Here is a 16,103-nt window from a genome sequence, read left to right as displayed (position 1 = left end):
GTAAGCAATAAAAAGCTAAATATAAAATGGGGAGCAAAAAATTACCGAAAAAATGAAATCTTTTCGCCGATAAAGGCTTCGCAAAATAAAAAACTTTTAGCTAAACTACCAACCTTTAAACACAAAATAAATATAGAATCTGGCTTTAAAATGCTTTTAGATTCTATAAAAACAAATGGGGGGGGGGGTAACACCTGCCTTACAAAAACCTACCCTACAAATACACTCAAGAGACAAATTACAGAATCTAGATTCTATAAAACTTCTAAATTTTATAACTTGTATAGATTCAAAAGTTCAAATCTATCATTTAGATTCTATGGCGGTGTAGCATGATAGAATCTAAAAATATAGAATCTAAAATCCAAAATGCCACGATTACACAAACGCCCCTAAATGACTTAGTAATAATCACGCCAAATGCCTTTAGCGATAATCGTGGCGAGTTTATAAAGCAGTTTAATTTTGAAAATTTTGCTGCTGCGGGGTTAAAATTTGATGTAAAAGAGAGCTTTTATAGCGTGTCAAAAAAGGGCGTTTTGCGTGGTATGCACTTTCAAACTCCCCCACACGAGCACAAAAAGCTAGTCTATGTAGCAAGTGGAAAAATCCTTGATGTAGTCCTTGATATGCGTTTAAATTCTAGCAGTTTTAAGCAATATTTTGCTGTGATTTTAGATTCTAACAATCACAGAGTTTTATATATCCCAAGTGGCTTTGCACACGGCTTTTTAAGCCTTGAAAATGACACGAAAGTGTGCTATATGCAAACAAGTGGATATAATGCGACAAGTGATAGCGGTATAAGCTTTGATAGCTTTGATTTTGACTGGGAAGCACACGCAAAAGAGCATAAAATAAGCGAATTTATCATTTCAAATCGTGACAAAAACTTTGAATCTTTTGAATCGTTTGCAAAAAAAAGGATATTTTAAGAAAGTTATAGAATCTATAACATTAAAAATTTAAAAGTTCAAACATAAATCTTAACAAGATTCTAAAAAAAATGCTAAAATAACACAAAAAGGAAAAATATGACATTAGAAATCAATCTACCAAGCAACATAGAAAAACAGCTATTAAATCTAGCGAAAGAACAGGGCAAAAAGGCTGAAGACATCGCGCAAAACGCCCTTATTGAATATCTGCAAGATTTGCAAGACTATAAGGACGCACTAAAAGCTAGAGCAAGTAGAGATTCTAAAAATTGCATTAGTGCTAAAGATTTTTTTGAAAGATTAAATTATGGAATCTAAAAAAAAGGTGCTTTTAAGTGGGGCTACAGGCTTTATAGGGACAAATTTTATATTGCAAATGTATAAAAAATATGACATTACCGCCCTTGTGCGTGCGACAAGTAATACTGCAAAGATAGAATCTTTTTGCAACATCTATATTTATAATATGCAAGAAAATGTTGTATATCAGCATAACAATATAGAATCTAAATCTTTAAGCGACTTTATGATAAAAGGCGATTTTGATTTTATTTTGCATTTAAGCGGTATCGTGCCAACCGCCACAAAGCCTTGCAATGATGTAAGAGCCTTGATAGAATCTAATATCACCTTTGGCACTTATCTTTTAGAAGCCGCTAAAGTCGCTAAGATTCCATATTTTATAAATGCCGCTAGTTTTGGTAGCTATTGTGATAGCCTAGCTTATCGCCCTGCCACGCTTTATGCGGCTAGTAAGATGGCGTTTGAAGATATTATGTATTACTACGCACTAAGTAGCCCGCACACGACTTTTACTAGCCTTTTAATCTTTAATGTTTATGGACCAAATGATACATCTACAAGGCTTTTTAACCTGCTAGATAAAATCGCACTAAGTGGCGAGAGCTTAGAGATGAGCGATGGAGAGCAAGTTGTAGATTATTCACATGTATTTGATGTCGTGCGTGGGTTTGATTATTTAATGGAGTTGGTGCAAAAAGATTCTAAGTTTTGTAAAAATAAAATCTTTGCACTGCGTGGAGAGCAGCGATTAAAGCTAAAAGAGTTGGTTTTGCTTTATGAAAAAATAATGGGGAAAAAGCTACATATAAAATGGGGGGCAAGGGCAAGACGTGAATTAGAAATAACGCTTCCTTGGGAAGGCGGAGAGCTTTTGCCTAATTTTACATTTAGCATATCTTTAGAATCTGGCTTTAAGATGATAAAAGATTCTATAGAATCTAGTAATACAAACGGGGGGGGGGGGGTAAGCACCCTAACTTTTTATCACTACATAACTTTGCAGAATCTAGATTCTATAAAAGTTCTAAATTTTATAACTTATATAGATTCAAAAGTTCAAATTTACAATTTAGATTCTATAGCAGATTCTATGATAGATTCTATGGCGGTGTAGCATGATAGAATCTAAAAAAATAAAACTTCTAATCACAGGTGCGAGTGGCTTTATCGGCAGTAATTTTATAAAAACAATGCATGAGAAATACGATATAACAGCATTAGTGCGAGAATCTAGTAATGTAGATTCTATAAAAAATTATGCAAAAATCTATATTTATAATCGCAACATAGAATCTTTAAGCAAATTTTTAAAAAAAGAAAACTTTAGTGGAATCTTGCACCTTGCAACCCTTTATATCAAAAATCACAAAAGTAGCGATATAGCAAACCTAATAGATTCTAATATCACCTTTGGCAGTGAGATTTTGGAGAGTTTATCGCAGATAAATTTCAAGGGCTTTTTTATAAATATTTGCACTTTTTGGCAGTTTTATAAGAATGTAAAAAAGCCGCTAAACCTTTATGCAGCGACAAAAGATGCCTTTTTAGATATTGTGAATTTTTATGCGGATAGCACGGAGATTAAGTTTAGTAATGTGTATTTGAATGACACTTATGGAAGCGGCGATACGCGTCCTAAAATCTTTAACCTTTGGAGTAAAATCGCCCTTAGCGGTGAGAGCGTAGATATGAGCGGTGGGGAGCAAATCATTGATATGCTGCATATTAGCGATGTGGTGAATGCGTTAAATATTTTGATAGATATTTTAGAATCTAATATGGCGACTTTGGCGGTAAATAGGCACTTTGTACTGCACTCAAATGAGCGAAAAAGCCTGAAAGAAATCGCAAAAATCTATGAAAATGCTTTGAATGTAAAGCTAAATATCAACTGGGGCGCACTTCCTTATGCTACACGTGAAAACTTTATCCCCTACGAATTTGGCGACACGCTCCCTACTTGGCAAGCACAAATGCCCTTAGAGCAAGGCTTTAGGCTTTCTTTTGGGGATGATATAGAATCTGTTAAACACAAATGGGGGGGGGGGGGGGTAACACACCTTAATAGTTCTCATTTCAATCAAATTATAGAATCTAGATTCTACAAAACTTCTAAATTTCATAACTTCAAAATTTCTAAAGTTCAAATTCATTTTACATTGTCAAAAAGGAGAAATTATGCTTAAAGCAATAATTTTTGGTGCGAATGGATACATAGGTAGGGCTTTAACAAAGTGTTTATTAAGCCACAATATGCAGGTTTTAGCATTAGCAAGATGTGATAAAAAGGAGTTTTTAATAAGGTTAGATTCTATAGAATCTAACAATTTACATTACCAAAAAATAAAAAACTTACAAGATTTTAACGTGGAAAAATGGCAAGATTTTGGCAAAGATTCTATATTTTATAATCTTGCGTGGAAAGGCGAAAATAGGCTAAATGATGGGGATTTGCAAAGTCAAATGCAAAATATAAATCTAGCAAATACCGCACTAAACCTTGCTAAAAGTTTGCAATCTAGCAAGTTTATCAATATTAGCTCACAAGAACAAGCCCTTTTTAGCGACTATATCCACACAAATAAGTGGAAAACGCAAGATTATACAAGCAATTCGCTATATTATTCAGGTGTAAAATACGCCGTTTTTGAGCTTTTAAGCCTGCTAGCATATATGCAAAAAATTGATTTTATAAATGTTCGTTTTAGTATTCCGCTAGATTTTAATCTTAGTAATGATAGCTTTGTAAGTAAAAATCTTAGACAAATAATGCAAGGCAAGGCATTTGAAATACCTAAAAATAAAGAGCCTTGTGAAATTATTAGCTTAGATGAATTATGTGAAAGCCTATATTTTGTAGGGTTAAAAGGGAAAAATAAGGCAGATTATTATTTAGGAAAGGGCGAGATTTTTACCCTGCAAGAATATTTTGAAACTTTTAAGAAAATTATAGAATCTAGATTCTATAAAAGTTCTAAAATTAATAACTTTAAAAATTTAGAAGTTAGCGAAATATTTAACCCTAAAAAGCTTTATAAAGATACAGGATTTAGCTATAAGCTAGATTTTTTTGCAATTTCAAAGCAAATTTTACAAGCTTATAAAAAGGAGAAATAATGCAGGCAATCATAACAGGTGCAACAGGATTTATAGGCTCAAGACTAGCTAGGCTACTACTAAATAGCGGCTATGAAGTCTTAGCACTAGGGCGAAAAAAATGGAGTGAAGTAGATTCTAAACGATTATGTGAAAATTTGAAACTAACATATATACAGCTTGATATGAAAGATGTTTCAAAACTAGCCATTTTAATAAAAAAACACGGCTTTAAAATCAAAAAAAATTGCGTATTTTTTCACTTTGCGTGGGGAGATTCTAGCGGATTATCTAGCTTAAATGTCGCTGGGCAGTATGAAAATGTGCTTTATACTATAGAATCTTTTAAGGTAGCAGCGGCTATTAAGTGTGCTAGATACATTTATGTGGGCAGTATGGAGGAGTGGTTTGCTAGTGAATATTTGACGCTAGATTATAAAATTCATAACTTTTTCAACCGACATGTTATATATGCTTTGCCGAAAAAATGTGCTAGAGATTTTTTGAAAGCCATAGCGATAAATTATGATATTGACTTAATCATCGCTACAAATTCTCATATTTTGGGACCAAATGACACTAGAGATTCGTTTCTAAAAGTAACAATGGAAAAACTAATAAATAATGAATATGTAGAAATGACAAGCGGCGTGCAGAATTTTGACTGCGTAAATGTGAGCGATTGTGCTTTAGCCTACAAAATAATCGCACAAAAAGGCAAGAAAAACGCCGAATATCACATCGGCTCAAGCACACCAAAAACACTAAAAGAATATGTAGAATCTATGATGAAATTTATAGAATCTAAAGAGAAAAGAAACGCACGTGTGGCATTTGGCAAGGTTAGCTACAATGATATAATTTTAGATTTAGAGCTTTTTAAATCATCATTGTTGCAGAGCGACACAGGCTTTAAATGCGAGGAATCATTTGAAGATGGCTTAAATGAATTATATTTATGGCTAAAATTTGCAATATTAAATGAAAGTGATTAAATTCTAGATTCTATAACTTATCCCATGGACTAAGTTCAAGCCAATTAGTAGGAAATCCCATTGCATTTAAATCAATATTTAGATATTTTTTAAGCAAATTTATTAGCTCAATTTTTATATTTTTATCCTTTAAAATAATAGCCAAAACGCTTAGGGCAAAAAAGATTCTATCCCGTGCTATGCGAGATTCTAAGAAGTCAAAGTTAGAATCAAACTTAAATTTTTTCACAAAAATCTTATTCCAAAGTCTAGCGTGATGGGCACAAATATTTCGCACATAACTTAGCGTATTTAGCCAATTTGAAAAGACATTTAGCTGCAATTTCTTAATATCAAAAAATTCTAAAATTTGTAACTGCTCATTTTTTTGCATTAGCCTAAAAAATTTTATCAAATTCCCAAAAGTCGTAATCTCAACCAACGCCCACAGCGGCAAATCATCAATATCATACTTGTTTTTTAGATGCTTTATAAAATCCTCATTTCCGCGCGATTTTTCCTTATTTATAGTCGTCATAAAGTCGCTAAAAAGGTTAGAATCTAACGTTTTTAAGTCACGTTTAAGCGACTTTTCATTCTCAATATAGCCAAAAGGACCATAGATTTTTGTGTGAATATGTGCGATTTGCGAGCGAAGTAAAAGTTCTAATTTTTCTAAGTAGTAAAAAATAAATCTACGTAATTCGCAATCAAAGTTATATAAAAGTTCTATATTTTCAAACTTTGTATTTGGTAAAAAAATATCTGTTTTATTAGAATCTTTTGGATACTGAAAAGGGATAAAATACACACTCAAACGATAATAATGAATGTTTTTTAAAAACGCAATCACTTTTGAATCATCACTTATAATTAGCCCACGATTTTTAAGCAAATCTACTAACTGCGGATAATCTTTAAAGTCTTTATATTGCGTGATAATCATAGAAGTTTTTTCTTTTTTGCTTTATAATTTATAGAATCTTTACAATTTCAAAAGCACCTCCCAGTCAGTATCGCAGAAATAAATCTAGCAACACCCGGAAGGTATGAACGTGAAATTATACAATAAAATTTGTTGAATTAGGAATGTTACAAACCATAAATTCAAATTATTTAGATTCTAGCCCTTAATATCAAGTAGGTGGGATTCTGGTTTCATAAGCATAGAATCTTCGGTGATTTCGCGTTCTTCCTCTTTTACCTTTGCTTTTTTCATAGCAGATTCAAAGTTTTCTTCTAAATTCTCTTGAAAATTCTTGCCATTAGAATCTAGCTCCTCCTCATTTTGCTCCTCCTCCTCGTCAAATTCGCGTTTGCCATTGCCCTCCCTATCATCGACTTTTCGCGTCTCCTCCGTTGGTCGCACCTCCTCTACGCGTTCCATTTGCTCTTGGAAAATCGCTTGATTTAGCGGCGTTTGATGGTGCATATTACTTGCCTGCAGGCTCGATGTAGCCGGGCTTGCCTGATTTATGTAGGTCATATTTCCTATACTATTTAGTGCCATTTTCGCCTCCTTAAGTGATTAATTATAGAATCTATTTTTAACAAAACGACAAAAATTCTAAACATTCAAATGCAATTTTGATTCCTTTGAGTAAATTACATTGCTACTATTTGTAACTTTTATAAACTTTCGCTTGGTGTAATCTATTACGATTTTACCCATTTTGCCATTTAGTTTCGCTAGAAGCTTCCCAGCCGTCTCTAATGTGTTAGAATCTACTTTGTTTGCGTGGATTATCATATGCGAAGAGGGCATATTTAGGATATGCAGCCACAAAAAATCGGCTTTAGAATCTTTTAGCAGCTTGATATTTTCACTCGCATTTCGCCCGACACTAACGCGGATTCCATTGATATAAAAGCTCTCATAATGCTTTTTTGTTTCTTTTTTACTCATATTTGCCTTTGCTCGCAGATTTTGTTGCAAAATATTTAGCTCATTTAATGTTGCGTGTTGCGTAAATAAAAGTTCATTGTGTAAAAATGTAACTTTAGATTCTAAATTTTCCTTTTGAATGTTTAGATTTTGCAGTTTTTGTTTTAGCTTTTTTGCATTTTTGAAAAGCTTATCACTTGCTAGGCTAGGCTTTGAAGTAGTGGGAATTGCGTAGGTTTTATTTTTTATTTTAATCTTACTTGCATAATTTGGTATAGAATCTAGATTGCTTAAAATATAATTTGCAATGAAAAGATTCTGCTCAATTTCGCTTTGCAAATCTGTAACATTTGGTAACGATTTTAGGATAGAATCTAGCTTTTTAATTTTAGATTCTATAATCTGGGTTAGAATCTTGCGTTTAGATTCTACACATTTAGTTTGCAAGTCTGTGTAGTTTTGTAACAATTTTTGCTTGGTAGATTCTATATCATTATCTTTTAGAATCTTGCTGAAATGCGGCTGTTTTAGCGGTGTGAAAGTTGCATTTGGCATTATGATTCTATTCTCATTTTCATAGAATCTTAGGGCGGAAAGGATAATTTGCTTTTGTGTATTCTTAGAATCTATAAGATTTTTAGAATCTAGATTCACTAAATTCTTAGAATCAAGTGAGTTTTTAGAATCAAGCGGCAGATTTTCCACAATTATCATATTTGTTTGACGCGTGATAAACTCCGCATATAGCGTAATTTGCGTGGTTTTATACTTATTTTTAGATTCTAACTCAAAGATTAAAATCTTATTCATACAATCGAGTTTGCAAGATTTCAAAGTCGCCTTATTCACATATTTTTGCAGTGCAATATCAAAGGGGGCGTTATAGTTTTTTTCTTTGCTGATTTCATTTGTGATATACACACAAGGCGAATTTTTATTCAAATCAATATTATAATTTATAGAATCTAAACGCAATAAAATTACATTATCACTAACTCTACTAATATGTGAAATTAGCCTATAACTATTAAAAACATTTGCAATATCATATAATTCTTGCAAGGTCATTTTAACCCTTTAAAATTATAGAATCTATAACCTACCAACACACAACGCCTTGAAACGTTCCCCCATTGCATTTGGCATAATTAAGCCCTGCAATTTCGCCTTTTGCTTTAGTAGCTGTGTCGGGCTAAATGAGTGGCTAAAACTATCGAAAATCTCAAGGATTTCGCATGTCTCAAGCAGCGTTTTGCTTTGCGTTTGACAAAAAATCACACTTGCGCCATAATGCGTAAAAAGCCGCTCTAGCAGGCTAAAATCCACATCATAAGTAATATCACTATTGCAAAAAAATCGCGAAATATGATTTTCATTTAGCTCCTCTAAAAAATTATACACTTTATGCTCTAAAAACATCCGCAAATTAAGCTCACGCGCGCTAAAATCGCCATAATCAAAGGTCAAAAAAATCCATTTTGTGCGGATATTTTTGCTTAAATCCGCGATAAAATGCTCCCAAGAAAGTGGAATTTCAGCCGTCTTAACATCATAACTTTCAATAAATTGCACTACTTTATTATCTAACTTATCCCACAAAAAGTTAGAAGAATCATAATATAGCATTTCGCCCGATTTCACTAAATCGCAAGGCATACTATCAAATAATTCATTAGAAATAAAAAAAACATTCTCGTTAAGTCGGCTCATTTCAGCAAAATTATTAAAAATATGCAGCTCTTTATAGAATCTATTTGTGATGCGAGAGCTAAAAGTGTTTTGCTGCACTTCTTGCAAACCTTGCAGCGGCTCTAAAACGCAAAAACTAATATCATTAAAAACAACGCCATTAAAAGCCTTCAAAAACTCGGCTACATCGGCTATCAAGTCGCCATTATTGCTCCCTATTTCCACGACCAAAAGCGGCATAGAAAGCCGATTTTCCTCAAGCATTCGCAGGATAAATCGCGCAATCGCCGCGCCAAAAAACTTACTCACACTCACACTCGTGTAAAAATCGCCATTAAGCCCCACAGGGCTGTTACTAGCGGAGTTTTCATTCTTTAAAGTCGTGTAATTATCGATATTTTTAAGGCTTACATCGGTTGTTTTATCGCGTTTAGATTCTATAGAATCTCGGTTTTTATCGCAGTTGTAGCCGTTATTTGAGCCACTTGAGTCGCCGATATGATTCCCATTTAAACCATTTGAGCCACCGATATAATGCGCCTGTGGCGAGACCTTTAACTCATTTGTTTGATTATCCATTTTTGCATGCGTTTTAAAAATGCTAGTGCCAAGTTTCTCGCTACTAGCGTGATTTGCAGATTCCATCATCGACAACATATTCGCATTACTCGCACGATAATAGCCATCCTTGCCATACAGCCACTCATTCATATAATCCCGAAAAGGTATCACTTTTTGCATCCTGCCCTACTTTTTTAGATATGTTTTTGTAGTATAATTTTAGTTTGTTTTTAAAAACAAAGACCAAATAAAAATTATGGAATCTAAATGCTAACCTACCTTTTAAAACGCCTATTACTAATCATTCCCACCCTTTTTGGAATCTTAGCACTAAATTTTTTCATCATTCAATTAGCCCCGGGCGGTCCTGTGGAGCAAATGAGTGCTAAAATCACAAATACAACGCACGGCGAAAGCAACATCGGCAGTGTGAAACTAAGCAGCTATCAAGGCGCAAAAGGGCTAGATAGCGAGCTAATAGAGCGGCTTAAAAAAATGTATGGCTTTGATAAAAGTATCGGGGAGCGATTTTTGCTTATGCTAAAAAATTATGCGGTTTTGGACTTTGGAACTAGCTTTTATCGCGAGGAGAGTGTGCTAAATATTATTAAAGAAAAGCTGCCTGTTAGCGTGTCCTTGGGCGTTTTTAGCACGATTTTGATATATCTAATCGCTATTCCGCTTGGCATTAAAAAGGCGGTGCGTGAAGGTAGCCGCTTTGATTCTATAAGTAGCGTGGTGATTACTTTTGCGTATTGTATTCCTTCGTTTTTGCTTGGTGTGCTGCTTATTGTCCTATTTTGCGGGGGTAGTTTTTTTTCTTTCTTTCCCTTAAAGGGCTTATTTAGTGATAATTTTGCGGATTTAAGCCTTTTTGGGAAAATCACAGATTACCTTTGGCACTTGGCTTTGCCGCTATTTTGCATTGTGGTGACTAGTTTTGCGTCCTTGTGTTTTTTGGTGAAAAACTCATTTTTAGATGAGATGGCAAAAAGCTATGTGCTGCTTGCGCGTGCAAAAGGGGCTAGTTCGCATAGAATCTTGTATGGGCATATTTTTCGCAATGCGATGCTGCTTGTCATTTCGATGTTTCCTATCACTTTTGTGAGTATGTTTTTTAGCTCAAATCTGCTGATTGAAATCATTTTTAGCCTTGATGGCTTAGGGCTGCTTGGCTATGAGAGTATCCTAAATCGCGACTACCCTATTGTCTTTGGCACGCTTTTTATTTTCACGCTAATCGCCCTAATTGTCGGCATTTTAAGCGATATGTTGTATATGGTTATCGACCCCAGAATCAATTTTGATTCTAAGTAATTTAGATTCTATAGAATCTAGATTCTAAAAACTAGGTGTTTTGGTCTTATTTGTCGAAGCAGGGAGAGTTGGGTAGCTCACCTTTGGCAACTCACCATCCAAAGCCTTAAAAAATGTGGCAATAGATTCTGCTTCCTTATCGCTAATTGCCACGCCTAGCTGGATTCGCCCCATTTCTTTTATCGCGTCACGCACATCCCAAAACGCCCCATTGTGAAAATACGGCGAAGTCTGCAGCACATTCCGCAAAGTCGGCGTTTTCACCATACCATCAGAGTCGCCTTTAAAGCCGCCAAGTTTCTCATATTTATACGGCTCGATTAAGCCAAAAGCCTGCATATTTCCGCCTAGATTCACACCATTATGACAGCTTGTGCAGCCCTTTTCGATAAAAGTCTCAAGCCCAGCCTTCTCATCCTTGCTTAACGCATTCGCATTTCCATTTAGGAAAGCATCGTAGCGAGATGGCGTATTTAGCGTCATTTCAAACATCGCAATGCTATCGGCAATGAGCTTATAATCGATTTTCACATTCGCCCCGAAAGCGCGTTTAAACTCGCTTACATACGCCGGGATACTCGTGATTTTAGCCACCGCATCCTTGTCATTTAACGCCATTTCCACAGGGTTTGCGATGGGACCTTGCGCCTGCGTGCTTAAATCAGCCGCGCGACCATTCCAAAACTGAATCTCATTAAACATCGAATTTAGGCTAGTTGGGCTATTCAAATGCTCGGGATTTGCCTGCCATTTATGCCCGATAGCCGCAGGGACCAAATCCGCGCCAGCCAACGCTAGATTGTGGCATGTGTTGCAACTTATAAGATTAGATTCTGAAAGTCGCGGGTCAAAATATAGCTTTTTACCTAGCTCGATTTGCTCTTTTGTCATTATTTTGGCGTAGCCTTGAGCGATATTGTGCTTTTTAGCGTAGGCTAGTTGGTAGGACTCTAGGGCTTTTCCTTGCGGCAAAGGCTCTAATCCGGCATCTTTTGCCTTTGTTAAAAGGGCGTCCTTGCTAGGCATTTTCGTGCTTGCAGCGATTGCCACACTAGCCACCAAAGCCACACTTGCACCTATCAAAACATAACTTTTCTTTAACATTTTCTATCCTTTAATTAGAAATTTTATAAGTTTGGGACTTAAATTTTGAACGCAAAAGTATAATAAAAATTTTTAAATAAAAAATATATTTAGATAAAATTTATCATTTATTTTTCTATTTTTGAAATAAAATGATAATTATATAGTAATTTTTGTTGGAAATATTACTAAATATCAAGATTTCAAAAAAATTAGATTAGCTTTAATTTGAGACTTGTGTAGTTTATAAAATTTTAGTTTCATTAGATTCACTATTTATGGATTTTTTACTAACCAAAGGCAGCAGAACCGCATACGCCATTGATAGTGAGCGCAAATCCTCCCCAACAAACTCATTATAAGGTCGCGCCAAATTTTTCGGGTCAAAGATATTTTGCCGCTTATCATTGACTAGCTCATCATACTTTTTATCCAGCTCCTCTTTTGTAAAGCTAGATTCTAAACGCAGGATTTTACGCGCAGAATCCGCATCCATGCTCACTTTCTGCTCCTTATTTATCGCGGCAAACTCATCATAAAGCTTGTTAAAATCATCATTTTCAATCTCCAAAATCGCTGCCACATCAATAATGCACTCCTCCTCATCCTTGCTAAAATCGCCATCCGCATAGCTCAACGCAAACATAAATTCCACGATTTTAAGCCGCTTTTTATACTGAGCGATAGTCTCCGCCGCAAACAAATTCGCCAGCTGCTGAATATCCTCTCCCCCACTCTCCTTATAAATCTCCAAAAACAGCGTCTCAGGGTAGTCCGTGTCGCTTGACATATCGTGGATTAGCCCACGCACAAGGCGTTCCTCCAAAGGACAGCTATTAGAATCTGCGTGGCTCAAACGCCCTAAAATGCGCGTTAAGATTCCATATTCGCTATTTCGCAAACGCTCCTTTGGCGTGGGTGGCGCGAGTTCTTGTCGTGGCTGTGTGCGTGGCTGTGGCTGCAAGACATCGCGGTCATTTGGCGCGATAGGATTGCTTAAATACACCTGAAAAGTCTTGTATAAATAAAAAATAATCCCCGCTGCTATGATAAATAAAACTAATTCCATTACGCATCCTTTGCAAAAATAAAAACATTATTATACTTTAAAGTGGTTGAGAATTTATAAATTTTATATTTTAAAACATTTTTTAGAATCTAAAATAGTGGCTTTTGCATTTGCTCTGGTATGGGCAGGTTCATTAGTTTTAAGATTGTTGGGGCGATGTTGGCAAGTGAGCCACTTGAGACGGAAGTCACGCCCGGGGCGTCTATAAAGCAATACACATCGCCTACGGTGTGGTTTGTAAGCGGTTTTAGATTAGAATCTTTCATCGCTTCGCAGTTGCCATGGTCGCTTGTTAGCACGATTGCATAGCCTTTTTCTTTAGCTAGTTTCCATATTTTCCCTAGTTCAACATCCACTGCTTCTACCGCCTTGATTGCCGCTTCGTAATTGCCTGTGTGACCGACCATATCACCATTTGCGAAATTTACCACGATAAAATCTACGCCCTTATTGATAAAGTCGCACACGCCCTGCCCTACTTCAGGCGCACTCATTTCAGGCTGTAAATCGTAAGTTTTCACTTTTGGCGATGGTATCAAAAGACGCGTTTCACCGGGCAATTTTTCTTCCTTTCCACCATTAAAAAAGAATGTTACATGCGCGTATTTTTCAGTCTCTGCGATGTGAGCCTGTGTTAGCCCTGCTTTTGAGATTATTTCAGCCAACGTATTTTGCACCTTATCTTTTGGGAAAAGTATGGGAAATGGGAACTTTTCATCATATTCGCACATACACGCCACTTCAATATTTGGCTGGATGCGCGGGAAAGAATTGAAATTGCTTAAGCCTAAAGCAGCCACGATTTCGCGGGCGCGGTCGCTTCGATAGTTTAGAAAAATAAAGCCCTGCGTGTAAAAGTTTCGGTTATGATTGTTGATAAAATTTTCTTTAGATTCTATCGGGTCATTAGAATCTATTTTTGGGATACCTTGATAGTTGTTAAAGCTGGCTGGCACGATAAACTCATCATAAATTTTATCATTATAGCTTTGCTCGATATACTCGCGGATGCTGCATTTTTGCAGATTTTCGCCATTTACAATCGCGTTATACGCCTGCTCTACGCGCTCCCAGCGATTATCCCTATCCATCGCATAAAAGCGTCCGCTAAGAGTTGCCACCTGAATGCTACCAACCTTAGAATCTGTGTGGTGTGGCAAGGGATTAGAATCTAAAATTGGCTCAATTATTTTGTAATGCTCTAAAAAGCTTTGCGGTGGGACATCTCGCCCATCGCTTATCAAATGTAGCCACACTTTTTTGCCTTTGTTTTTGGCGATTAGGGCGACTTCTTTTAAATGATTTATGTGGGAGTGCACACCGCCACTGCTTGCCAAAATGGCTAAATGTAGCACCTTTATAGAATCTAAAAGCGTGTTTAACACGGCGTTAGTTTTAAGCTCACCAGATTCTATAGCGTTATTAATCTTAACTAAATCTTGATAAAGCACGCGTCCAGAGCCTAAGCACATGTGCCCTACTTCGCTATTTCCCATCTGTCCATCAGGCAGTCCCACCGCTGCGCCATAAGTGTGGATTAGCGAATGCGGCACGTTTTTTAATAGATAGTCATAAGTTGGTTTTGTCGCGTTGTAAAAGGCGTTATATTGCGTTTCTTCTTTGTATCCTATACCATCGGTTATGATTAAGATTGCTTTTGACATTATTTTCCTTGTTTATAAAATCTTAAAAGATTGCAAATATAATTCTATATCAAAAATGTAAAGGGTTAGCACTTGGATTCTAATATTTTAAGGCAAGAGATTCTAGCTAAAGTGAAAGAATACTACGAAATCACGCATAAAGATTCTAAAAAATTCATTAAGGGTAAAAGCCGTGTAAATTACGCTGGACGCGTATTTGACTATAATGAAATGCAAAATTTAGTTAGCTCAAGCCTTGATTTTTGGCTTACGGCTGGGGCGTGGGCAGATAAGTTTGAATCTAGTCTTGCTAAGTTTTTAAATGTGAAATATGCCCTGCTTGTTAATTCTGGCTCAAGTGCGAATTTACTAGCCTTTTTTGCCCTTACTTCACCACTTTTAAAAGAGCGTGCGATTAGGCGTGGGGATGAAGTGATTACCCTTGCGATGGGCTTTCCTACGACTATTGCGCCGATTATTCAATTTGGTGCTATTCCTACTTTTGTGGATATTAATTTAGATTCTATGAATATTGATGTAAATGCTTTGCAGTCTGCTTTAAGTAGCAAAACAAAGGCTATTTTTATCGCACACACTTTAGGGAATCCTTTTAATCTAAGGGCTATAAAAAGATTTTGTGAAAAGCATAACTTATGGCTTATAGAAGATAATTGCGATGCCTTAGGTGCGAAATATATTGATTTTATAAATCTAGATTCTATAGAATCTAACTTGGCTAAATACCGCTATACAGGCACTTTTGGTGATATAGGCACTAGCTCATTTTATCCTGCTCATCACATTACTATGGGTGAAGGCGGTGCGGTTTATACTAATAATGCTTTGCTTAAAAAGATTTTGTTATCTATGCGAGATTGGGGGCGTGATTGCTGGTGTAAGGGTGGCGTGGATAATACTTGCGGACATCGTTTTACACAGCAGTTTGGAGAGTTACCCTTAGGATATGACCATAAATATGTATATTCTCATTTTGGCTTTAACTTAAAAGTGACAGATATGCAAGCCGCTATCGGCGTAGCGCAAATGCAAAAGTTAGAATCTTTTATACAATCTCGCCGTAAAAATTACGAAATGCTTTATAATGGCTTAAAAGATTTGCCTTATTTGCGTTTTGTTAGCATTGAAAAAGATAGCATTCCTAGCCCTTTTGGCTTTATTATCACGCTAGATTCTAATGCTCCTTTTAGCCGTGCTGAAATTGTTTCATTTTTAGAATCTAAAAATATACAAACGCGAAATCTTTTTGCTGGAAATATGATAAAGCAACCTGCCTTTGCTTGCCTGCGTAAAGATATAGATTATCGCATAGTTGGCACTTTAGAAAATACTAATAAGGCAATGAGTAATAGCTTTTGGCTAGGCGTTTATCCGGGGCTAGATTCTTCTGCGGTTTCCTATATTATAGAATCTATTAAGGAATTTGTAGCTAGCAACACATACGGGGGGGGGGGGGGGTAACACCTACTCCGCTACATTCTTACAACACATTACAGAATCTAGATTCTATAAAAGTTCTAAATTTCA

General features: G+C 35.9%; 16 protein-coding genes. 9 read left to right on the top strand and 7 right to left on the bottom strand.

The window, feature by feature from the left end:
* The 7 genes from LS64_RS12505 to LS64_RS09445 form a co-directional block, all read left to right on the top strand.
* Positions 1-336: hypothetical protein (locus LS64_RS12505; protein WP_193554431.1), on the top strand; the 336-nt coding region annotated here is incomplete at its 5' end.
* A complete protein-coding gene (locus LS64_RS09470) occupies positions 333-935 on the top strand; it encodes a dTDP-4-dehydrorhamnose 3,5-epimerase family protein (protein ID WP_052062438.1) in 603 nt (200 codons plus the stop codon). The genes LS64_RS12505 and LS64_RS09470, both read left to right, overlap by 4 nt.
* 99 nt (positions 936-1,034) lie before the next feature.
* Entirely contained in the window at positions 1,035-1,256 is a 222-nt protein-coding gene (locus LS64_RS09465) for a hypothetical protein (RefSeq protein ID WP_034571359.1), read from the top strand.
* Complete coding sequence (locus tag LS64_RS09460; RefSeq protein WP_118949363.1) at positions 1,246-2,355, top strand: NAD-dependent epimerase/dehydratase family protein; 1,110 nt, start codon at positions 1,246-1,248, stop codon at positions 2,353-2,355. The genes LS64_RS09465 and LS64_RS09460 overlap by 11 nt, the downstream gene beginning before the upstream one ends.
* Before the next feature lies 1 nt (position 2,356).
* Positions 2,357-3,427: an NAD-dependent epimerase/dehydratase family protein gene (locus LS64_RS09455; RefSeq protein ID WP_202391520.1), complete on the top strand. Its 1,071-nt coding sequence runs from the start codon at positions 2,357-2,359 to the stop codon at positions 3,425-3,427.
* Positions 3,420-4,358, top strand: coding sequence for an NAD-dependent epimerase/dehydratase family protein (locus tag LS64_RS09450; protein ID WP_034571476.1), 939 nt, complete (start codon positions 3,420-3,422; stop codon positions 4,356-4,358). The genes LS64_RS09455 and LS64_RS09450 overlap by 8 nt, the downstream gene beginning before the upstream one ends.
* Positions 4,358-5,332 (top strand): NAD-dependent epimerase/dehydratase family protein, encoded by a 975-nt coding sequence (locus tag LS64_RS09445; protein ID WP_193554430.1) that lies wholly within the window; start codon positions 4,358-4,360, stop codon positions 5,330-5,332. Before LS64_RS09450 ends, LS64_RS09445 begins: the two co-directional genes overlap by 1 nt.
* A 10-nt stretch (positions 5,333-5,342) precedes the next feature.
* On the opposite strand, the gene LS64_RS09440 is transcribed toward LS64_RS09445, so the two are convergent.
* From LS64_RS09440 to LS64_RS09425, 4 genes are all read right to left on the bottom strand, one after another.
* Positions 5,343-6,257, bottom strand: coding sequence for an Abi family protein (locus LS64_RS09440; protein ID WP_034571482.1), 915 nt, complete (start codon positions 6,255-6,257; stop codon positions 5,343-5,345).
* Between the two features lie 177 nt (positions 6,258-6,434).
* On the bottom strand, positions 6,435-6,821 hold the full coding sequence (locus LS64_RS09435) for a hypothetical protein (RefSeq protein ID WP_034571484.1): 387 nt from the start codon (positions 6,819-6,821) through the stop codon (positions 6,435-6,437).
* 57 nt (positions 6,822-6,878) lie between these two features.
* A complete protein-coding gene (locus LS64_RS09430) occupies positions 6,879-8,264 on the bottom strand; it encodes a DUF814 domain-containing protein (protein ID WP_034571486.1) in 1,386 nt (461 codons plus the stop codon).
* Positions 8,265-8,288: 24 nt separating this feature from the next.
* On the bottom strand, positions 8,289-9,626 hold the full coding sequence (locus tag LS64_RS09425; RefSeq protein WP_052062447.1) for an SAM-dependent methyltransferase: 1,338 nt from the start codon (positions 9,624-9,626) through the stop codon (positions 8,289-8,291).
* An 87-nt stretch (positions 9,627-9,713) separates the two neighbouring features.
* Here LS64_RS09425 and yejB point away from each other — a divergent pair, with 87 nt between their 5' ends.
* The gene (yejB, locus tag LS64_RS09420; RefSeq protein ID WP_034571489.1) at positions 9,714-10,763 is read left to right on the top strand and encodes a microcin C ABC transporter permease YejB; all 1,050 of its coding nucleotides are present in this window, start codon (positions 9,714-9,716) and stop codon (positions 10,761-10,763) included.
* Positions 10,764-10,787: 24 nt separating this feature from the next.
* On the opposite strand, the gene LS64_RS09415 is transcribed toward yejB, so the two are convergent.
* The 3 genes from LS64_RS09415 to gpmI form a co-directional block, all read right to left on the bottom strand.
* The gene (locus tag LS64_RS09415; RefSeq protein ID WP_034571492.1) at positions 10,788-11,867 is read right to left on the bottom strand and encodes a cytochrome-c peroxidase; all 1,080 of its coding nucleotides are present in this window, start codon (positions 11,865-11,867) and stop codon (positions 10,788-10,790) included.
* A gap of 223 nt (positions 11,868-12,090) precedes the next feature.
* Complete coding sequence (locus LS64_RS09410; protein ID WP_052062448.1) at positions 12,091-12,915, bottom strand: TerB family tellurite resistance protein; 825 nt, start codon at positions 12,913-12,915, stop codon at positions 12,091-12,093.
* A gap of 89 nt (positions 12,916-13,004) precedes the next feature.
* Positions 13,005-14,579, bottom strand: a complete 1,575-nt coding sequence (gene gpmI / locus LS64_RS09405; RefSeq protein ID WP_034571495.1) for a 2,3-bisphosphoglycerate-independent phosphoglycerate mutase — start codon at positions 14,577-14,579, stop codon at positions 13,005-13,007.
* A 72-nt stretch (positions 14,580-14,651) separates the two neighbouring features.
* Between gpmI and rfbH the strand changes: the two genes are divergently transcribed.
* Positions 14,652-16,037 (top strand): lipopolysaccharide biosynthesis protein RfbH, encoded by a 1,386-nt coding sequence (rfbH, locus tag LS64_RS09400; RefSeq protein ID WP_118962099.1) that lies wholly within the window; start codon positions 14,652-14,654, stop codon positions 16,035-16,037.
* The last annotated feature ends 66 nt before the right edge of the window (positions 16,038-16,103 follow it).

It is taken from the genome of Helicobacter saguini (assembly GCF_000762875.2).
In the GTDB taxonomy this organism is placed as follows: Bacteria; Campylobacterota; Campylobacteria; order Campylobacterales; family Helicobacteraceae; genus Helicobacter_A; species Helicobacter_A saguini.
Note: the sequence above shows the minus strand (reverse complement) of the source record. Positions and strands in the feature narration are given on the sequence as shown.